Annotated in this window: 20 protein-coding genes, 2 pseudogenes and 1 riboswitch; of the genes and pseudogenes, 15 read left to right on the top strand and 7 right to left on the bottom strand. The window is 43.3% G+C overall.

Annotated features, from left to right (window positions below; genetic code table 11):
* The first annotated feature begins 3 nt into the window (after positions 1-3).
* The 9 genes and pseudogenes from IYQ92_RS01375 to IYQ92_RS01340 all read left to right on the top strand — a co-directional run bounded on the left by IYQ92_RS01375 (position 4) and on the right by IYQ92_RS01340 (position 10,134).
* Positions 4-630, top strand: a complete 627-nt coding sequence (locus tag IYQ92_RS01375; RefSeq protein ID WP_195674971.1) for an HAD-IA family hydrolase — start codon at positions 4-6, stop codon at positions 628-630.
* 542 nt (positions 631-1,172) lie between these two features.
* On the top strand, positions 1,173-1,880 hold the full coding sequence (locus tag IYQ92_RS01370; protein WP_195674970.1) for an O-methyltransferase: 708 nt from the start codon (positions 1,173-1,175) through the stop codon (positions 1,878-1,880).
* 63 nt (positions 1,881-1,943) lie between these two features.
* Entirely contained in the window at positions 1,944-2,903 is a 960-nt protein-coding gene (prsA, locus tag IYQ92_RS01365) for a peptidylprolyl isomerase PrsA (protein WP_195674969.1), read from the top strand.
* A 155-nt stretch (positions 2,904-3,058) separates the two neighbouring features.
* Positions 3,059-3,130 (top strand): annotated as a pseudogene (locus IYQ92_RS10150) (UDP-N-acetylenolpyruvoylglucosamine reductase); the annotation flags it as partial.
* A 46-nt stretch (positions 3,131-3,176) separates the two neighbouring features.
* The gene (gene alaS, locus IYQ92_RS01360; RefSeq protein WP_195674968.1) at positions 3,177-5,795 is read left to right on the top strand and encodes an alanine--tRNA ligase; all 2,619 of its coding nucleotides are present in this window, start codon (positions 3,177-3,179) and stop codon (positions 5,793-5,795) included.
* Between the two features lie 242 nt (positions 5,796-6,037).
* Positions 6,038-7,060: an N-acetyl-gamma-glutamyl-phosphate reductase gene (gene argC / locus IYQ92_RS01355; RefSeq protein WP_195674967.1), complete on the top strand. Its 1,023-nt coding sequence runs from the start codon at positions 6,038-6,040 to the stop codon at positions 7,058-7,060.
* A gap of 10 nt (positions 7,061-7,070) precedes the next feature.
* Entirely contained in the window at positions 7,071-8,264 is a 1,194-nt protein-coding gene (gene argJ, locus IYQ92_RS01350) for a bifunctional ornithine acetyltransferase/N-acetylglutamate synthase (protein WP_195674966.1), read from the top strand.
* A gap of 3 nt (positions 8,265-8,267) precedes the next feature.
* Positions 8,268-9,002 carry an acetylglutamate kinase gene (gene argB, locus IYQ92_RS01345; protein WP_195674965.1) on the top strand — a complete coding sequence of 245 codons (735 nt, stop codon included), beginning with the start codon at positions 8,268-8,270 and terminating at the stop codon, positions 9,000-9,002.
* A gap of 1 nt (position 9,003) precedes the next feature.
* Positions 9,004-10,134 carry an acetylornithine transaminase gene (locus IYQ92_RS01340; RefSeq protein WP_195674964.1) on the top strand — a complete coding sequence of 377 codons (1,131 nt, stop codon included), beginning with the start codon at positions 9,004-9,006 and terminating at the stop codon, positions 10,132-10,134.
* Between the two features lie 244 nt (positions 10,135-10,378).
* Here IYQ92_RS01340 and thiT read toward each other — a convergent pair whose 3' ends face one another.
* The 3 genes and pseudogenes from thiT to IYQ92_RS10675 all read right to left on the bottom strand — a co-directional run.
* Complete coding sequence (gene thiT / locus IYQ92_RS01335) at positions 10,379-10,915, bottom strand: energy-coupled thiamine transporter ThiT (RefSeq protein ID WP_195674963.1); 537 nt, start codon at positions 10,913-10,915, stop codon at positions 10,379-10,381.
* Positions 10,916-10,978: 63 nt separating this feature from the next.
* Positions 10,979-11,075, bottom strand: a riboswitch (TPP riboswitch).
* A gap of 46 nt (positions 11,076-11,121) precedes the next feature.
* A complete protein-coding gene (locus IYQ92_RS10470; protein ID WP_195674962.1) occupies positions 11,122-11,292 on the bottom strand; it encodes a hypothetical protein in 171 nt (56 codons plus the stop codon).
* Between the two features lie 27 nt (positions 11,293-11,319).
* Positions 11,320-11,391 (bottom strand): annotated as a pseudogene (locus IYQ92_RS10675) (hypothetical protein); the annotation flags it as partial.
* A 12-nt stretch (positions 11,392-11,403) separates the two neighbouring features.
* Between IYQ92_RS10675 and IYQ92_RS10465 the strand changes: the two are divergent.
* Positions 11,404-11,574, top strand: coding sequence for a hypothetical protein (locus tag IYQ92_RS10465; RefSeq protein ID WP_195674961.1), 171 nt, complete (start codon positions 11,404-11,406; stop codon positions 11,572-11,574).
* On the opposite strand, the gene IYQ92_RS10460 is transcribed toward IYQ92_RS10465, so the two are convergent.
* The 4 genes from IYQ92_RS10460 to IYQ92_RS01305 all read right to left on the bottom strand — a co-directional run bounded on the left by IYQ92_RS10460 (position 11,555) and on the right by IYQ92_RS01305 (position 15,579).
* Positions 11,555-11,791 (bottom strand): DUF6261 family protein, encoded by a 237-nt coding sequence (locus IYQ92_RS10460; RefSeq protein WP_195674960.1) that lies wholly within the window; start codon positions 11,789-11,791, stop codon positions 11,555-11,557. The two genes, IYQ92_RS10465 and IYQ92_RS10460, sit on opposite strands and share 20 nt — an antisense overlap.
* Positions 11,792-11,944: 153 nt before the next feature.
* Entirely contained in the window at positions 11,945-12,904 is a 960-nt protein-coding gene (nrdF, locus tag IYQ92_RS01315; protein WP_195674959.1) for a class 1b ribonucleoside-diphosphate reductase subunit beta, read from the bottom strand.
* 183 nt (positions 12,905-13,087) lie between these two features.
* The gene (gene nrdE / locus IYQ92_RS01310) at positions 13,088-15,247 is read right to left on the bottom strand and encodes a class 1b ribonucleoside-diphosphate reductase subunit alpha (protein WP_195674958.1); all 2,160 of its coding nucleotides are present in this window, start codon (positions 15,245-15,247) and stop codon (positions 13,088-13,090) included.
* Positions 15,248-15,354: 107 nt separating this feature from the next.
* On the bottom strand, positions 15,355-15,579 hold the full coding sequence (locus IYQ92_RS01305) for a redoxin NrdH (protein ID WP_195674957.1): 225 nt from the start codon (positions 15,577-15,579) through the stop codon (positions 15,355-15,357).
* Between the two features lie 417 nt (positions 15,580-15,996).
* Here IYQ92_RS01305 and IYQ92_RS01300 point away from each other — a divergent pair, with 417 nt between their 5' ends.
* From IYQ92_RS01300 to IYQ92_RS01285, 5 genes are all read left to right on the top strand, one after another.
* Positions 15,997-16,260, top strand: coding sequence for a phosphocarrier protein HPr (locus IYQ92_RS01300; RefSeq protein WP_195674956.1), 264 nt, complete (start codon positions 15,997-15,999; stop codon positions 16,258-16,260).
* A gap of 4 nt (positions 16,261-16,264) precedes the next feature.
* The gene (gene ptsP, locus IYQ92_RS01295; RefSeq protein WP_195674955.1) at positions 16,265-17,998 is read left to right on the top strand and encodes a phosphoenolpyruvate--protein phosphotransferase; all 1,734 of its coding nucleotides are present in this window, start codon (positions 16,265-16,267) and stop codon (positions 17,996-17,998) included.
* 68 nt (positions 17,999-18,066) lie between these two features.
* A complete protein-coding gene (locus IYQ92_RS10580) occupies positions 18,067-18,555 on the top strand; it encodes an SDR family oxidoreductase (protein ID WP_324253039.1) in 489 nt (162 codons plus the stop codon).
* A 36-nt stretch (positions 18,556-18,591) separates the two neighbouring features.
* Entirely contained in the window at positions 18,592-18,858 is a 267-nt protein-coding gene (locus IYQ92_RS10575) for a hypothetical protein (protein WP_324253038.1), read from the top strand.
* 53 nt (positions 18,859-18,911) lie between these two features.
* Positions 18,912-20,339: an NADP-dependent glyceraldehyde-3-phosphate dehydrogenase gene (locus tag IYQ92_RS01285; protein ID WP_195674954.1), complete on the top strand. Its 1,428-nt coding sequence runs from the start codon at positions 18,912-18,914 to the stop codon at positions 20,337-20,339.
* Positions 20,340-20,375 lie beyond the last annotated feature (36 nt).

The following is a 20,375-nucleotide window of genomic DNA, read 5'->3' as shown; positions in this document are numbered from 1 at the left end:
CTTATGATACAAACAACATTTATCTGGGATTTTGATGGCACCTTGGTGGAGTCTTACGAGGCCATTCGTCAGGTGTTGGTTCTACTTTACAAGACTTACGATTTGCCGCTGGATGAGGACTTTGTTTTCGACTTTATCATCAAGGAGTCGGTGGGGTCTCTTCTTCGTCGTTTGGCCGCGGAGCACGATTTGCCTTTTGAAGAATTGCTGCGCTTTTTCAATCGGGAGCAGGAAGCGCGTGACGACATGATTAACCTCATGCCCTATGCCAAAGAAGCTCTGCAATTGACCAAGGAAAAGGGGGTCCAACATTTTATCTACACCCATAAGGGGGCGACGACTGGGGCGGTGCTTGCGCGTCTGGGGATTGACCATTTTTTCACCGAGGTTATCACTAGCGCTAATGGGTTTGCTAGAAAACCACATCCTGAAGGCGTGGACTATCTGGTGACCAAGTACGGGCTGGACAAGTTGCAGACCTACTATATTGGGGACCGCAGACTGGACGTGGAAGTGGCTGAAAATGCAGGTATCCAGTCCCTCAATCTCCATCAGCCAGACTCAGCTATCAACCGCAAGATTGATGACCTGTCTGACTTGGTTGATTTGCTGTCAGACGGGACTTTGTAAGTAGATAGAATTTTTTCTGAAAGGCTGACCTTGATGGGGTCGGTCTTTCATTTTTAGTATAAGGTCAACCGATGGCTTGGTTGTTATTTCTAGATTATCAGAGAGTGCAATCAACCCCTCGATTGCCTCCCTCGAATTTCGGAGAAGCTAATCAACCCCTCAATTTATCTCCTCGGATTTCGGAGAGTCCAATCGATACCTCAGTTACCTTCCTCGGACTGCGGAGAGCCCAATGCCTCGGTTGTCTCCCTCGGATTTCGGAGAAGTCAATCGTCCCTTGGTTGTCATACCTCGATTCTCGGAGACACCGACCGACCCCTCGATTACCTTCCTCGATTTGCGGATAAGGTCAGCCGACCTCTTGATTTTAAAAGAAAGTAAACAGCGAAAGCCTAGCATTTATTTTTTTCTGGGAAGCTGCCTCATCGACAGTCTGGGCTTTTAATCGCTAAGCTAAACAAATCAACTCCCAGCTCGGCTATTATCCTTGCCAAAAATTTGGTATAATAGGGCAGTTAAGAATAGAGGTAGAAAGTGACATTATGGTTCAATCTTATAGTAAAAATGCTAACCACAACATGCGCCGTCCTGTGGTTAAGGAAGAGGTCGTGCGATATATGCGCACGCATCAGAAGCAAAATGACGGTTTTTTGGCAGAATTAGAGGCTTTCGCTAAGAAGGAAAATATCCCGGTCATCCCGCGTGAGACGGTTGCTTATTTCCGCTTTCTCATGCAGACCCTACAGCCTAAGAAAATTCTAGAAATCGGGACAGCTATCGGCTTTTCAGCCCTGCTTATGGCAGACAATGCGCCACAGGCTCAGATAACGACCATCGACCGAAATGAAGAAATGATTGGCTTTGCCAAGGACAATTTTGCCAAATACGACAGCAGGCATCAAATCACCTTAGTAGAAGGCGATGCGGTGGATATGTTGCAGACTTTGGATGAGACTTATGATTTCGTCTTTATGGACTCGGCCAAGTCCAAGTACATTGTCTTTTTGCCAGAAATTCTGGAAAAATTGGAGGTTGGTGGTGTCGTTGTCATGGATGATATCTTCCAAGGGGGTGACATTGCTAGACCGATTGAAGAAGTCCGTCGCGGTCAGCGTACCATCTACCGCGGTTTGCAGCGCCTCTTTGATGCGACCTTGGACAATCCCGGTTTGACAGCCACCCTAGTCCCACTTGGCGACGGCTTGCTCATGCTTCGAAAAAACGCGGAGCATATTGACCTTGGAAGTTAAGCCCTTTTTAAGAAAATGTGGTATAATAGACAAGTTAATGTATAAAAAAGGAGTTTTATATTAATGAAAAAACGTTCTAAATTTGCTGCAGGAGTGGTAACATTGCTCTCAGTTGTTACCTTGGCTGCTTGTTCTGGGAAATCATCAGAAGGTACAAACATCATTACCATGAAAGGTGATACTATCACTGTCTCTGATTTCTATAACCAAGTGAAAAGCTCAAGCTCTGCACAACAATCAATGCTAACTTTAGTATTGTCACGTGTTTTTGAACAACAGTACGGCGATAAAGTATCTAAAAAAGCAGTTACAAACTCTTACAACAAAACAGCTGCTAATTACGGAGATTCATTCTCAAGTGCCTTGTCAAAAGCTGGCTTGACAACTGAGTCTTACAAACAACAAATTCGTACAACCATGTTGGTCGAATACGCTGTTAAACAAGCAGCTAAGAAAGAATTGACAACTGCCAACTACAAAGCAGCTTACAAGAACTACACACCAGAAGTGACTGCTCAAGTCATCAAACTTGATTCAGAAGACACTGCTAAAACAGTTTTAGAGTCTGTAAAAGCAGACGGAGCTGACTTTGCTAAGATTGCCAAAGAAAAAACAACAACATCAAAAAACAAATACGAGTACACTTTTGACTCAGCTGATTCAACACTTCCAAGTGACGTTATGTCTGCAGCCTTTAAACTGGATAAAGACGGTATCTCAGATGTCATCTCAGTTGTAGATTCATCGACCTATAAGACAGCCTACTACATCGTTAAAGTAACAGCTAAGGCAGAAAAGAAAACTGACTGGAAATCTTATAAAGCTCGTTTGAAGAAAACTATCATGAATAAGAAGACTAGCGACGCTAGCTTCCAAAACAAAGTGATTGCAGCTGCGCTTGAAAAAGCAAATGTGAAAATCAAGGATAAAGCCTTTGCAAATATTCTTGCTCAATATGCAACATCAAGCAGCAGTTCTTCAAGTTCATCAAGCTCATCAAGTTCATCAAGCTCAAGCAACTAATTTTAGCAGTTGACCTAGTCTAGAAAAGACTGTATAATAAGGCTATTGAGAATTATTTTTTCATCGATTTGAGACAGAAAAGTGGCGGTCGCTGTGAGCCATGGATAATCTGAAAAAGTATGCTACTCGAAGGCTATAATTGAAAATTAACGAGAATGACAAGTTCATTGAATGAAGGTGGTACCGCGGTTTTTCGCCCTTCGTCTGGTGGACTTGTCTTTATTATTGGTTAATAAAGCTAGCAAACTACCATTTAATGTTAGGAGAATAGAAATGAAACAAATGACGTCAGCACAAGTTCGCCAAATGTGGTTGGACTTCTGGAAATCAAAAGGACATGCTGTGGAACCATCAGCCAACCTTGTTCCTGTTAACGACCCAACCCTCCTTTGGATTAACTCAGGTGTTGCGACCCTTAAAAAATACTTTGACGGGTCAGTCATTCCAGAAAATCCACGTATCACCAATGCCCAAAAAGCTATCCGTACCAACGATATTGAAAATGTTGGTAAAACAGCTCGCCACCATACCATGTTTGAAATGCTTGGTAACTTCTCAGTCGGTGATTACTTCCGTGATGAAGCTATCGAGTGGGGATTTGAACTTTTGACAAGCCCAGAATGGTTTGGCTTCCCTAAAGATAAACTCTACATGACTTACTATCCAGACGATAAAGATTCATACAACCGCTGGATTGAAGTTGGGGTTGACCCAAGTCACTTGATTCCAATCGAAGATAACTTCTGGGAAATCGGTGCTGGTCCTTCAGGCCCTGATACAGAAATCTTCTTTGACCGTGGTGAAGCCTTTGACCCAGAAAATATCGGTATCCGTCTCTTGGCAGAAGATATTGAAAACGACCGCTACATCGAAATCTGGAACATCGTTTTGTCACAATTCAACGCTGACCCAGCCGTTCCACGTTCTGAGTACAAAGAATTGCCACACAAAAACATTGATACGGGCGCAGGTCTTGAACGTCTTGTAGCCGTTATCCAAGGGGCAAAAACAAACTTTGAAACTGACCTCTTCATGCCAATCATTCGAGAAATCGAAAAATTGTCTGGTAAAACTTACGACCCAGATGGCGATAACATGAGCTTCAAGGTTATCGCTGACCACATCCGTTCATTAGCATTTGCCATCGGTGACGGTGCCCTTCCAGGAAACGAAGGTCGCGGATACGTTCTTCGCCGTTTGCTTCGTCGTGCTGTAATGCACGGTCGTCGTCTCGGTATCAACGAGACTTTCCTTTACAAATTGGTTCCAACTGTCGGACAAATCATGGAATCTTACTATCCAGAAGTCGTTGAGAAACGTGATTTTATCGAGAAAATCGTTAAACGCGAAGAAGAAACATTCGCGCGTACTATCGATGCTGGTTCAAGCATGCTTGACGAGCTTTTGGCTGAATTGAAAGCTGAAGGTAAGGATACACTTGAAGGTAAAAATATCTTCAAACTTTACGATACCTACGGCTTCCCAGTTGAATTGACTGAAGAATTGGCTGAAGACAAAGGCTTCAAGATTGACCACGAAGGCTTCGAAGCAGCTATGAAAGAACAACAAGAACGTGCGCGTGCAAGTGTTGTCAAAGGTGGTTCAATGGGGATGCAAAACGAAACCCTCTCAAGCATCACTGAAAAATCAGTCTTTGACTACGAAAACCAAGAATTGGATGCTAAATTGTCGGTTATCATCGCCGACAATGAACGTACGGAAATAGTTTCAGAAGGCCAAGCGCTTCTTGTTTTTGACCAAACACCATTCTACGCTGAAATGGGTGGACAAGTTGCTGACCACGGTGTCATTTTGAATGCTAAAGGTGATGTTGTTGCGCAAGTGACAGATGTTCAAAAAGCACCAAACGGTCAACCGTTGCACACTGTTGATGTTCGCGCCAACCTTTCTGTTGGTGAAACTTACCACTTGGCTATCGATACTGACCGTCGTAACCGTGTCATGAAAAACCACACGGCAACTCACTTGCTTCACGCAGCCCTTCACAATATCATCGGAAACCACGCTACTCAAGCAGGTTCTCTCAACGAAGCCGAATTCCTCCGTTTTGACTTCACTCATTTTGAAGCAGTAACTCCAGAAGAATTGCGTCAAATCGAAGCGCAAGTCAATGAAAAAATCTGGGAAGCTATTCCAGTAACAACTATCGAAACTGACATTGATACCGCTAAAGGTATGGGAGCAATGGCCCTCTTCGGTGAAAAATACGGAAAACATGTTCGTGTCGTTTCAATCGGTGACTACTCTGTTGAACTTTGTGGTGGTACTCACATCAAGAATACTTCTGAAATCGGTCTCTTCAAGATTGTCAAAGAAGAAGGTATCGGTTCAGGAACACGTCGTATCCTCGCTGTGACAAGTCGCGAAGCTTACATGGCTTACCGTGAATCAGAAGAAGCTCTCAAAGAAATTGCGACAACTGTTAAAGCACCGCAATTGCAACAAGTTGCTGCCAAAGTGGCATCACTTCAAGAGCAATTACGTAACCTGCAAAAAGAACACGCCGAATTGGTGGAAAAAGCAGCGGCAGCAGTTGCTAGAAATGTCTTTAAGGAAGTTAAGGAAGCTAATGGCAAATCATACATTGCAGCCCAAGTTTCTGTATCTGATGCGGGTTCACTTCGTACCTTCGCTGATAACTGGAAACAAAAAGACTACTCAGACGTTCTTGTCTTGGTAGCGGCAATCGGTGAAAAGGTTAATGTTCTTGTGGCAAGCAAGTCTAAAGACGTTCATGCAGGTAACCTCATCAAGGTCTTGGCACCAATCGTATCAGGTCGTGGTGGTGGTAAACCAGACATGGCCATGGCCGGTGGTTCAGATGCCTCAGCTATCGATGCCCTTCTTGCAGCAGTCGCTGAAAATTTGTAAGATAACAATAATTAAGGAACAGGATTTAGTCTTGTTCCTTATTTTTATGATAAGAATGTTATCGACAGTAGCATTAGCATAACTGTGTTTGGAAATTCTTTCAACAGACCTCGCGATTTCTTTAAATAAATGTAATAATATACAAAAAATGTTCAAATATTGGATGTTTTTTTATTTTATCCTTGACAAAAGAATAAATATGCATTAAATAACATACATATTTATAAAAGGAGCGAATAAATATGAAAGTTTCTATTGTAGGTGTGACAGGTTATAGTGGGCTAGAACTTGTGCGACTATTGAATAATCATCCAAATGTTACCATTGTGTCTGTTCATGCTACGCGTGACATCGGGCAGAAACTTTCGAATATTTATTCATATTTAAAAGGTGTCTGTGACCTACCGATTGAAGTCTTTGATAGTCAGGCTATTATGGCTAAGTCAGATTTAGTTTTCTTTGCGACACCGAGTGGTGTGGCTAAGGAGTTATCAGCAGACTTTGTTAAAGCTGATTTTCCAGTGATTGATTTATCAGGTGACCATCGTTTGCCTGCTGAGACTTACCAAAAGTGGTACGGAAAGGAACCTGCTGAGCAGGAGATACTCAATCAATTCACCTATGGTTTAACAGACTTTACGTATGTGGCGGGCAAGAAATGGATTGCTAATCCTGGCTGTTACGCTACAGCAACATCTATGGCACTTATCCCCCTCATTCAGGCGCAAGCCATTGACCTAAAAAGCATCATCGTGGATGCTAAGAGTGGCTTGACAGGGGCGGGAAAGGTCTTGTCTGAGTCCAGCCACTTCGTCAATGTGCATGATAATTACGTGACCTACAAGGTTAATCGCCACCAGCATATTCCCGAGATTGTGCAGACCCTTAAGCAGTTTGACAGCCAGCTCGACCATATCCAGTTTTCAACCTCATTGCTGCCGGTCAATCGTGGCATCATGGCGACTTGCTATGTACAGCTGAAGGAGGGCGTGACTGAGGACGACATCAAGCAGGCTTATCAGAAGGCTTACGCTGACAAACCCTTCGTTCGCCTCCAGTCAAGTCTGCCTGAATTACACAATGTCATCAGCTCAAATTTCACCGACATCGGCTTTGCCTATAACTCAGTCACCAATATTCTGACTGTCGTTTCTGTGATTGACAATCTGGTCAAAGGCGCAGCCGGTCAGGCCATGCAAAATATGAACCTCATGTTCGGCTTTGAAGAGACAGCTGGTTTCATGAGAATCCCAAGTTATTTATAAGGAGAACCCTATGAAGATTATTGAAGGAAATATCGCAAGTCCACTCGGCTTTTCGGCAGACGGTCTCCACGCAGGTTTCAAAAAGAGAAAAATGGATTTCGGCTGGATTGTTTCAGAAGTTCCAGCCAGTGCAGCGGGCGTTTACACGACCAATAAAGTCATTGCGGCTCCCCTTATCGTCTCTCGTGAGGCAGTTAAGAAAAATGGGCTACTACAGGCTATCGTTGTCAACTCTGGTGTTGCCAATTCTTGTACAGGTGCCCAAGGTATGGATGACGCTTACCAAATGCAAAAACTCACCGCAGACAAACTAGGAATTCAAGCAGACTTGGTAGCCGTTGCCTCAACAGGAGTCATTGGAGAACTCCTATCTATGGACAAATTGGAGAACGGTCTCTCAAAAATCGTCGTCAACGGCAACGCAGATGATTTTGCAAAAGCTATCTTGACGACAGACACTGTGACCAAGACCGTTGCAGTGACCGAAAACTTTGGCATGGACGTGGTAACTATGGCGGGTGTGGCAAAGGGTTCAGGTATGATTCATCCCAACATGGCAACCATGCTTGCCTTCATCACTTGCGATGCCAATATTTCCAGCGACACCTTGCAGCTTGCCCTCAGTCAACAAGTCGAAACCAGTTTTAATCAAATCACGGTTGACGGCGACACCTCTACCAATGACATGGTTCTAGTCATGTCTAACGGCTGCACGAAAAACAAGGAAATTCTTCCAGATACTGATGACTTTGACAAGTTTGTCGCTATGCTTGATTTTGTCATGACAGATTTGGCGAAAAAGATTGCCAAGGATGGTGAGGGGGCGACCAAGCTCATTGAGACTCAGGTGGTTAATGCACCGAATGCAATAGATGCTCGTATGATGGCTAAAAGTGTAGTAGGTTCAAGTCTCGTCAAAACAGCTGTTCACGGAGAAGACCCTAACTGGGGACGTATCCTATCTGCGGTTGGTTATGCGGGAGTGGATGTACCAGTTGATAATATCAACATCTATTTGGGACATTTGCCTGTTATGTTAGCTTCAAGTCCAGTTTCCTTTGATGAAGAAGAAATGGCGGAAATCATGCAGGCAGACGAGATTAAAATCACGGTTGACCTTCATGCAGGAGATAGCACTGGTCTCGCTTGGGGATGTGACCTTTCGTATGATTATGTGAAAATCAATGCACTTTATAGGACATAAGCGATGGAAAATATTATTGTAATTAAAATTGGTGGTGTTGCCAGCCAACATCTTTCAGAAACAGCTATCAAGCAACTGAAAAAATGGCAACAGCAGGGCAAAAAACTCATCATCGTGCACGGCGGTGGCTATGCCATCAACAAACTCATGAAAGAAAAGCAAGTGCCCGTTCAGAAGGTCAACGGTTTGCGCGTGACCAGCCAGTCAGACATGGACCTCGTGACCTACGCCCTCTGTGACCAGGTCGGTCAGCACCTCAGCCGTCAGCTGATTAAGGCTGGGCTAGAAGCGGTGCAGGTTGAGGCCAGTCTTTCAAAAATCGTCACAGCTGATTTTTTGGACAAGGAGACCTACGGCTATGTCGGTCAGGTTCAGAGCATCCAGACAGACTATCTTGAGAGTATGCTTTCAAGCGATATGATTCCTGTCATTCCGTCACTTGGATTTGACAGCAGGGGTCAGGCGCTTAACATCAATGCGGATTATCTAGCGACAGCCATGGCTTGTGAGCTGTCAGCGCAGCGATTGGCCCTCATGACTGACGTCAAAGGTGTCATGGAAAATGGGGCGGTGCTGGACAGTTTGAGTGTGGGAGCGGTGCAGGAGAAAATCGACAAAGGTGTGATTACAGGTGGCATGATTCCCAAAATTCAATCTGCTGTGCAGACAGTTTTGGCGGGTGTGGGTCAAGTCATGATTGGGGATAATCTGACCACGGGAACAGTGATTGAGGTGTGAGATGACAAAGTTATTTGAAAATTATAAGCGTGCAGACATCGAATTTGTCAAAGCAGAAGGCAATTATCTGTTTGACAGCCAGGGCAAGCAGTACTTGGACTTTTCATCAGGTATCGGCGTGACTAATCTGGGCTTTCACCCTCAGGTCAAGGCTGCGCTGGAAAAGCAGGTGGTTGAAATCTGGCATACGCCTAACCTTTACCAGAATAGCCTGCAAGAAGAAGTAGCTAGCAGGCTGATTGGTGACGGTAATTATCGTGCTTTCTTTTGCAATAGCGGTGCCGAGGCCAACGAAGCGGCTATCAAACTGGCTCGTAAGGCAACTGGCAAGCAAGAAATCATCACCTTCCAAAATTCCTTCCACGGACGAACCTTCGGCTCCATGTCTGCAACTGGTCAGGACAAGATTAAGACTGGTTTTGGTGAGGGAGTGCCTCATTTTAGCTACGCTGATTACAATGATTTAGATAGCGTCAAGGACTTGGTGACTACTGATACAGCGGCAGTTATGCTGGAGCTGGTGCAAGGGGAATCTGGCGTCCTTCCAGCTGACAGCGACTTTGTCACGGACTTAGCAGATTTCTGCCAAGCTCAGGGCATTCTTCTGATTGTGGACGAGGTTCAGACGGGCATGGGGCGCACGGGCAAGCTCTACAGCTTCCAGCACTACGGCATCACGCCCGATATTTTCACCCTTGCCAAGGGGCTCGCTAACGGCGTTCCGGTCGGGGCCATGTTAGGTCTGGAAAAATGGGCTTACGCTTTTGATTACGGTAGTCACGGATCAACCTTTGGGGGCAACAAATTAGCTATGGCGGCCAGCTCAGCGGTGCTGGATGTCATGTTGGCAGATGGCTTTCTCGCTGAGGCCGGCCAAAAAGGAGACTACCTCCAAGCCCAACTCCAACAAGCCCTTGAAAACAAGTCAACAGTCACTCAAATTCGTGGACTTGGTATGATGATTGGGATTGAGACAAATGAAAATCTGGCTGATATTGTTGAGGCTGCGCGTGGAGCGGGGCTCATTGTCCTCACTGCGGGTAAAAATGTTATCCGACTCTTGCCACCGCTAACATTGACAAAGGATGAGATTGACCAAGGGGTGACCATCTTGGCTCAAGTCTTTAACTGATTAGAAAAGAGAGTGGGGCAGAAATCGGTAAGACAAGTCTTCGATTTTCCCTCACATCTTTATATTTTTCGGTTCGGGCTGAAACAGTCTCTCCCCAGACTGTTTCACTCTCACCTCCGCACAGTTGAGTAGGTCTCTAAGTGCTGATTTATCGGTGCTTAGATGCCACTCAACCACTGCGACTCACAATAAGTCCGTACGAAAAGTGAAAAGGTTGAGATTTTTGTCTCAACCTTTTTATCATCTATTTTCTAAAAAATTCAGGTCGTGCCTTGTAAATGACCACTAGCAGGCTGGCGCAAAGAACGATTGACGGAATCATGTAAGAAGCGTTGTAGGTCAAAGAATAGAGCCAGACAGGTATTCCTTTTGGCGCATAGTCAGCATAGAAAATGACACCAGCTAGAAAACTCCCCAGCAAGCGACAACCACCACCCAGAAGACTAGCCCCCAGCAGGTAGCTGATTTTAGGTTTACGGGTAAAAGCTTGCGCGAAGGCTCCGCCTAATCCAACCCCAGCATAGGCCAAGCCATAATCGAGAAAGACCTGAAAGACATTCAAGAAATAGCCCCCGAAGAATAATTGCACCAGCCCAACAATGAGACCAGCTAATACCCCCAACCGCCAGCCATGACGAAGGGCAACCAACAAAATAGGTAACATGACCAAGGACACCGAACCACCCTGAGGCATGGTGAAAAGTGTAATCTTATCAAGAACGATAGCAATAGCAGCAAAAACAGCCAGTTCAGTAATAACCTTAATAGAAGAACGAGACATAAAAAACTCCTTTTTAACAAAGGAGTTTTGGGTTAGTCTGATATAACTTGCTCTGATAGCTATCTTCTTCTATCTCACAATCCCTACGCTCGTCCTAACGAGATCAGGTTATCAGGATTTCGCTTGCGCGATCTCAGCCTTGGCACTCCTTTGTGATATGTAATTGCTTACATTATAGCGTCAAATGTGTGGGTTGTCAAGACTTGTTAAATAGAAGTGATCGTATCTTTTTCTGTATCTGGCTTAGTTGTTTGTGGCTCATCTGTTTTAGGGGAGTCAGTTGTAGAAGCTGTTTTGCGACCTTGACGTTTTTTGATGATGTTAGCAAACTCTTTACGGCTATGATTGACGATAGCAAGGAGGGGCTTGTAGTCCACTTCCTTATCACGACGCGTCAGCAGGTCAATGTAATTGCAGATGTCGGTATAATCATCAAGTAGATTCTGACGGAGTTCACGGTAGTCATAGACTGTTTGACTGAGTTTTCCATGACTGCGTGTCTTGGTAGCTTCCTCAAAAGCAGCTTGGCTATTTTCCTAACGGGTGACAAAACACTTCAAGCCGAGATAATCAATATGCTTGATGGTATCATCGTCCTTGAGCTTTTGGAGGAGGTGGTTAATCTGAACGGTTTCGGCCTCATAGTTGAGAACGACTGACGGTACGATAGTCCTTGAAAAGGCTAGCCAATTGCGTATAAGCCTTAGATTCCTCGGCATCAGGAGTCTCCGCGAAAGGTTTAATGGAAGATAGCAGAGCCTTTAAGTCAGCGTCTCTGCGGTCATCAAACTGGGCGAGATTGTCAGCACTTGTAGGCTGTGTGACCTGTTCCTGTGAACGGTTATAATGAGCCAGCGTCTGACGAAGGGATGACATCAAGTCAAGCAAGCGCTCGTCAGAAATGCTGAACTGACTTTCCTCATAATCAGCAATGGATAAAAAGGCTGTAAATGATTAGCATGGGTTACATATTAGTATCAGGAAATTCAACATAGAAAAAGCTACCGCACATGCGATAACTTTTTCTTTTTACAATCCATAGTTATAATCATCATCCTGCATAGCTTCAACAGAACCGAGCAGGTAACCATTTCCGACTTGTGAGAAGAAGTCGTGGTTGGATGTCCCAGTTGAGATACCGTTCATGACGATTGGGTTGACGTCGTTAGCGGTGTCTTGGAAGAGTGGGTCTTGCCCCAGGTTCATGAGGGCCTTGTTGGCGTTGTAGCGCAAGAAGGTCATGACTTCCTCAGTCCAGCCGACTTGGTCATAAAGGGTTTGGGTGTAGAGCTCCTCGTTTTCGTAGAGTTGGTAGAGCAGGTCATACATCCAATCGCGGAACTTATCTTGTTCTTCCTCTGACAATTCATTGAAACCAAGTTGGAACTTGTAGCCGATATAGGTACCGTGCACAGATTCGTCACGGATGATGAGTTTGATAATTTCAGCAACGTTGGCTAGCTTGTTATTGCCAAGATAGTAGAGTGGGGTGAAGAAACCTGAATAGAAAAGGAAGGTTTCAAGGAAAGTTGATGCCACCTTCTTCTCTAAAGCTCCGCCATTTTCATAAATATCATTGATGATTTTGGCTTTCTTTTGCAGGTATTCGTTGTTGTTAGTCCACTCGAAAATCTCTTCAATCTCAGACTTGGTGTTGAGGGTTGAGAAGATTGAGGAGTAGGACTTGGCGTGGACGGACTCCATGAATTGGATGTTGTTGAGGACGGCCTCTTCGTGAGGGGTGCGCACATCACCGCGGATGGCCTCAACCCCAGATTGAGACTGCATGGTATCCAGCAGGGTCAGACCACCAAAGACCTTGCCCACCAAATCCTTTTCCTCTTCTGACAGCTTGCGCCAGTCGTCCAAGTCATTTGACAAAGGGATGCGGGTATCGAGCCAAAATTGCTCGGTCAACTTTTCCCAAGTTGACTTGTCAATCACATCCTCGATTTCATTCCAGTTTATTGCTTCGTAGTATGTCGTCATGTGTTTCTCCTATGAGTGACTATATTTCTTAAAAATAATTCAGTTTGAAAGTTTAAGTTACGACACGGAATAAAAGCTGCCGATATTGCGACTTTTATGCAGTTAGTGAGGTTGTTAGCTAATCCGCCATAGCGGTTAGCCTAGTAATTGTTACGGCTTTAGTCGTTACAATTACTTACAACGCTAGATGACACAGCTTTCACACTGGTTAGACCCAACTTCTTCCCCATCATCCGTGTAAGTACGCACATAGTAGATTGACTTGATGCCCTTGTTGAAGGCGTAGTTACGAAGGATTGACAGGTCGCGAGTGGTTTGCTTGCTTTCAGATTTCCATTCGTAGAGTTCTTTTGGCAATTCGCTGCGCAGGAAGAGAGTGAGTGACAAGCCTTGGTCCACGTGCTGAGTCGCTGCCGCATAGACATCAATGACCTTGCGCATGTCCATATCGTAAGCAGAGGTGTAGTAAGGGATGGTATCAGTAGAAAGCCCGTTAGCTGGGTAGTAGATTTTACCGATTTTCTTCTCCTGACGCTCTTCGATACGTTGCGTGATTGGGTGAATAGAAGCAGAGCAGTCGTTGATATAAGAGATAGACCCATTTGGCGCTACCGCAAGACGGTTTTGGTGATAGAGTCCCTCTTTCATAACAGCCAGACGGAGAGCTTCCCAGTCTTCTGCCTGAGGAATAAAATGATCTTTAAAGAGTTCTTTAACTTTATTAGATTTAGGAACGAATTGACCAGTCACATACTTGTCGAAGTAAGTCCCATCAGCGTATTTAGACTTTTCAAAACCAACGAAAGTTGTCGCGCGTTCACGAGCAATATTGTTAGACTCAACCAGTGTCCAATAGTTCATGAGCATAAAGTAAATGTCTGTGAACTCGATTGACTCAGGGCTACCATATTCAATGTGATGAGTAGCAAGGTATGAGTGCAGTCCCATGGCACCAAGCCCGAAAGTATGAGCCTGGGCATTCCCGTTTTTAATGGTTGGCACAGCATCAATGTTTGATGAATCCGTTACGAAAGTAAGCGCACGCGTCATAGCCTTGATAGAACGCCCAAAATCAGGTGATGTCATCATGTTGAGAACATTGGTTGACCCCAAGTTACATGAGATATCCGTCCCCATTTTGACAAATTCTTGTGCATCATTAATCGAGCTAGGCGTTTGCACTTGCAGAATTTCGGAACACAAGTTTGACATGATAATCTTACCATCAATTGGATTGGCGCGGTTAGCCGTGTCAATGTTAATGATGTATGGGTAACCAGATTCTTGCTGCAATTTAGAAATTTCAGTTTCTAACTCACGGGCATTGATTTTCGTTTTGGTGATGTTTGGATTGGCAACCAATTCATCGTATTTTTCAGTGATGTCAATGTAGCTAAATGGTACGCCGTATTCTTTTTCAACCGTGTATGGGCTGAAAAGGTACATGTCCTCATTCTTACGCGCTAGCTCATAGAACTTATTAGGGACAGTAATTCCAAGTGACAAGGTCTTGACGCGAATCTTTTCATCCGCATTTTCTTTCTTAGTCGAAAGGAAGTGAAGAATGTCTGGGTGGAAAACATCAAGATAAACTACCCCAGCACCTTGGCGTTGACCAAGTTGGTTAGAGTAAGAGAAGCTGTCTTCGAACAATTTCATGACAGGCACAACCCCAGAAGCAGCGCCAGCATAACCCTTGATAGGAGCACCAGCTTCACGGAGATTGCTAAGCGAGATACCGACCCCACCACCGATACGGGATAATTGCAGAGCTGAATTGATAGAACGACCGATAGAGTTCATGTCGTCGGTCACTTGGATGAGAAAGCAGGACACCAACTCTCCACGACGGCTACGCCCAGCATTCAAGAATGAAGGAGTGGCAGGTTGGTAGCGCTGATGAATCATCTCCATGGCTAAATCAGCAGCCAAAGCTTCATTTCCATCAGCAAAGTAGAGAGCGTTGAAAAGCACACGGTCTTCAATGCTTTCCAAATAATAGGCGCCATCGTTAGTCTTCAAAGCATACTGTTGGTAAAACTTGTAAGCAGCCATGAAAGATTTGAAACGAAAATTTTGCTCTTGAAGCGATTTAGCAAGACCTTCGATAAATTCAGGCTTGTATTTACCAATAAACTCAGCTTCAAGATAATCATTTTCAATGAGAAAGTTGATTTTCGCAGTGATGCTATCAAAAGCCATAGAATTTGGCTCTACATTTTCTTTAAAAAATGCAGCCAAGGCTTCCTTATCTTTATGAAGCGGAATTTGCCCGTTAACCGGACGGTTGATTTCATTGTTTAAGCGGAAGTATGATACATCCCCAAGATTTTTTAAACTCATGTCGTAGTTCCTTTAACAATATAAATGGGGAGTCAGATAAAAATCAGAAATCCATGACTGATTTTCATCCTTCCCCCTTTCCGAAGTTGGTTTGGTTCTTTTGTGACTTAGACAATCTCTTTAAGTTTAGCAGGCTGGAAACCTGAGAAAACAAGGTCACCAGCTTCGATAACAGGTGCTGATGTAAAACCAAGACTCTTCACATAGTCAACTTTTTCTGGATGCTCATCAATGTTGATTTCTTCAAATTCAGCACCATTTTGCTCTAAGAATTTTTTAGTCATTTTGCATTGCATGCAGTTATTTTTTGAAAAAACGGTAATTTTAGCCATTTCATCCTCCTCGATTTTTAACATGTTCCTAGAATATAAAAAAATAGCTAAAAAAGCAAGTGATTTATCTGCATGATAACACAACATATAGTACAAAAATATGTATAAAAAACACAAGATATTGTGCTCGTCCTAGTTTTAATAATGATTAGACTAGTGCATGAAGAAGAAAAATATTCATTCAAAAATATCAAAATAATATGAGCTCAAAAACAAAAATTATCCAACAGATTGCAATTTTTATATTTGTCAATTTTCTATAGAAGAAAAGTTGTGAAAAGTCAAAGAAATATTTCAAGTTTTTTTCCTAAAAGAACTTTTAACCTTGAAAATCAAAAATCAATATGGTATAATTTCATATTGTAAGGGTTACCATAAAGGTAACCTAAATAAACACATAAAAAGGAGAACCATAACATGGCTTCAAAAGATTTCCACATCGTTGCAGAAACAGGTATTCACGCACGTCCAGCTACTTTGCTCGTTCAAACAGCTAGCAAATTTGCTTCAGACATCACTTTGGACTACAAAGGTAAAGCAGTAAACCTTAAATCAATCATGGGTGTTATGTCACTTGGTGTTGGTCAAGGTGCTGATGTTACAATCTCAGCTGAAGGTGTTGATGCAGGCGACGCTATCGCAGCTATCGAAGAAACAATGACTAAAGAAGGATTGGCATAAGAATATGACAGAAATGCTTAAAGGAATCGCAGCCTCTGATGGTGTTGCAGTTGCTAAAGCATATCTACTCGTTCAACCGGATTTATCATTTGAGACTGTTACAGTCGAAGATACAAACGCAGAGGAAGCTCGCCTTGATGTAGCACTTCAAGCTTCACAAGACGAGCTTTCTGTTATCCGTGAGAAAGCAGTAGAAACGCTTGGTGAAGAAGCAGCAGCAGTTTTCGATGCACACTTGATGGTACTTTCAGATCCAGAAATGATCAACCAAATGAAAGAAACTATCCGTGCAAAACAAGTAAATGCTGAAGCAGGACTTAAAGAAGTGACTGACATGTTCATCACTATCTTTGAAGGCATGGAAGATAACCCATACATGCAAGAACGTGCAGCGGATATCCGAGACGTGGCAAAACGTGTATTGGCTAACCTTCTTGGTAAAAAATTACCAAATCCAGCTGCAATTAACGAAGAAGCTATCGTTATTGCACACGATTTGACACCATCTGATACTGCCCAATTGAACAAACAATTCGTTAAAGCCTTTGTAACAAACATTGGTGGACGTACAAGTCACTCAGCTATCATGGCTCGTACACTTGAAATTGCAGCAGTTCTTGGTACAAATGACATCACTGAACGTGTTCAAGATGGTCAATTGATCGCAGTTAACGGTATCACTGGTGAAGTCATCATTGAACCAACTGATGAACAAGTTGCTGAATTTAAAGCAGCAGGTGAAGCTTACGCTAAGCAAAAAGCTGAATGGGCTCTTCTTAAAGATGCAAAAACAGTTACAGCTGACGGTAAACACTTCGAATTGGCTGCTAACATCGGTACTCCAAAAGACGTTGAAGGTGTTAATGATAACGGTGCAGAAGCTGTTGGTCTTTACCGTACAGAATTCTTGTACATGGACTCACAAGACTTCCCAACAGAAGACGAACAGTACGAAGCATACAAAGCTGTTCTTGAAGGTATGAATGGCAAACCAGTTGTTGTTCGTACAATGGATATCGGTGGGGATAAAGAACTTCCTTACTTCGACCTTCCAAAAGAAATGAACCCATTCCTTGGTTTCCGTGCTTTGCGTATTTCTATCTCAGAAACTGGAAATCAAATGTTCCGTACACAATTGCGTGCTCTTCTTCGTGCATCTGTACATGGTCAATTACGTATCATGTTCCCAATGGTTGCCCTTCTTAAAGAATTCCGTGCTGCTAAAGCTATCTTTGAAGAAGAAAAAGCTAACTTAGTTGCTGAAGGTGTTGCAGTTGCAGACAACATCCAAGTTGGTATCATGATTGAAATCCCAGCGGCAGCCATGCTTGCTGACCAATTTGCGAAAGAAGTAGACTTCTTCTCAATTGGTACAAACGATCTTATCCAATATACAATGGCTGCTGACCGTATGAACGAACAAGTTTCATATCTTTATCAACCATACAATCCATCAATCCTTCGTTTGATTAACAACGTTATCAAAGCAGCTCACGCTGAAGGTAAATGGGCTGGTATGTGTGGTGAAATGGCTGGTGACCAAACTGCTGTACCGCTTCTTGTTGGTATGGGCTTGGATGAATTTTCAATGTCAGCTACATCTGTACTCCGTACACGTAGCTTGATGAAGAAACTTGACACAGCTAAAATGCAAGAGTACGCAAACCGTGCTCTTACAGAATGCTCAACAATGGAAGAAGTTATCGAACTCGGTAAAGAATACGTTAACGTCGACTAATTGAGATGAGGAGACTAGGGATTTCCCTAGTTTTTTTCATTTTGTAAAGAATATTAGAAAGAGTGAACATGTCAAAAGTTATTGTGATTACAGGAGCTTCATCTGGGATCGGTGAGGAGACTGCAAAATTATTAGCTAAGGATGGTGCTAAACTTGTTTTGGGAGCTAGACGTGAGGAACGTTTGAAAGATGTTGCCTCAGAGGTGGTAGCTCTAGGTGGTCAGGCAGTCTATACTGTCACTGATGTGACGAAATACGAGGATGTTGAAGCTTTAGCTAAACTGGCACTGGCTACTTACGGACGGATTGATGTCTGGATTAGTAATGCTGGGGTAATGCCTCAGGCGCCCTTTATGAGCCAGACGGTGAAAGAATGGGAGTCGGCTATCGATACCAATATTAAGGGCGTTTTGTATGGTATCAGCCTAGCTTTGCCACAAATGAAAAAGCAAAAATCTGGTCAAATTATTACAGTTGTCTCTGTTGAAGGGCATCATGCCCATGTAGGCGGAGGTGTTTATTTAGGGACAAAATACGCTGTGCGTGCTATGGCATAATCGCTCCGCGAAGAAATAACGCAAATGGAAGGTAACTTGCGGCCAACAATTATTTCGCCAGGGGCTATCAATACAGAATTGTTGACCTCAGTGGCAGACGAGTCTATTAAGGAGCGCTATGAGGATTTTTATGCCAGTCATGGCATTCCTGCGGATCGCGTAGCCTTGACCATCAAACAAGCCATAGATTTACCAGAAGATACTGCTTGGAATGAAGTTGTTATGAGACCCATTGAGCAAGTTTTCAAAAACCTCAATCAAAGTTTTAAAAATTTTCAGATATTTTACGTACCAAATGATTGAAAAATATTTTTAAAATGATAAAATAAGGATATTACATTTAAAGGAGACTGACTTTGACTAAAGAATATAAAAACTATGTCAATGGTGAGTGGGTTTCTTCTGAAAATTCAATCGAAATCTTTTCACCAATTAACGATGAGTCTTTAGGTACTGTTCCGGCTATGACACGTGCTGAAGTTGATGCAGCGATGGCTGCAGGACGTGCTGCACTTCCTGCCTGGGCTGCACTTACTGTTTATGAACGTGCACAATACCTTCATAAAGCTGCTGATATCATCGAGCGTGATAAGGAAGAAATGGCTACCATTCTTGCTAAAGAAATTTCAAAAGCTTACAATGCTTCACTTACAGAAGTTGTTCGTACAGCAGATTTGATTCGTTATGCAGCTGAAGAAGGTATCCGTCTTGAAACACGTGCTGACGAAGGTGGTAAAATGGATGCTTCAACCGGTCATAAGTTGGCGGTTATCCGTCGCCAACCAGTTGGAATCGTTATGGCGATTGCACCTTACAACTACCCAGTTAACCTTTCAGGGTCTAAGATTGCACCAGCCCTTATTGGAGGAAATGTGGTGATGTTTAAACCACCAACGCAAGGTTCAATTTCAGGACTTGTTTTAGCAAAAGCCTTTGCTGAAGCTGGTATCCCTGCTGGTGTTTTCAACACTATCACTGGACGTGGTTCAGAGATTGGTGACTACATCGTTGAACACGAAGAAGTTAACTTCATCAACTTTACAGGTTCTACACCAGTTGGTAAACGTATTGGTACATTGGCTGGTATGCGTCCAATCATGCTTGAATTGGGTGGTAAAGACTCAGGTATCGTTCTTGAAGATGCTGATCTTGAAAATGCTGCTAAACAAATCGTTGCAGGTGCTTATGACTACTCAGGTCAACGTTGTACAGCAATCAAACGTGTATTGGTTGTTGAATCAGTTGCTGACAAATTAGCTGAATTGATTTCAGAGAAAGTTGCCGCATTAACAGTTGGTGATCCATTCGATAACGCAACAGTTACACCTGTTATTGATGATAAATCAGCTGATTTTATCGAAGGACTTGTTGAAGATGCACGCGCTAAAGGTGCTAAAGAACTTAACCAATTCACACGTAACGGTCGTCTTTTGACACCAGGTTTGTTTGACCATGTTACAACTGACATGCGTATTGCCTGGGAAGAACCATTTGGTCCTATCCTTCCAATCATCCGTGTTAAAGATGCTGATGAAGCCGTAGCTATTGCTAACAAATCAGAATATGGTTTGCAATCTTCAGTGTTTACACGTGATTTCCAAAAAGCATTTGACATTGCTAACAAACTTGAAGTTGGTACTGTTCACATCAACAATAAAACAGGTCGTGGGCCAGATAACTTCCCATTCTTGGGACTTAAGGGTTCAGGAGCTGGAGTACAAGGTATCAAGTACTCAATCGAAGCGATGACTAATGTAAAATCAATCGTATTTGATATGAAATAATAAATACTGTTAAAGCTAGGACTCGTTCCTGGCTTT

The organism is Streptococcus sp. HF-1907 (assembly GCF_015594605.1).
Lineage (GTDB): Bacteria > Bacillota > Bacilli > Lactobacillales > Streptococcaceae > Streptococcus.
Note: the sequence above shows the minus strand (reverse complement) of the source record. Positions and strands in the feature narration are given on the sequence as shown.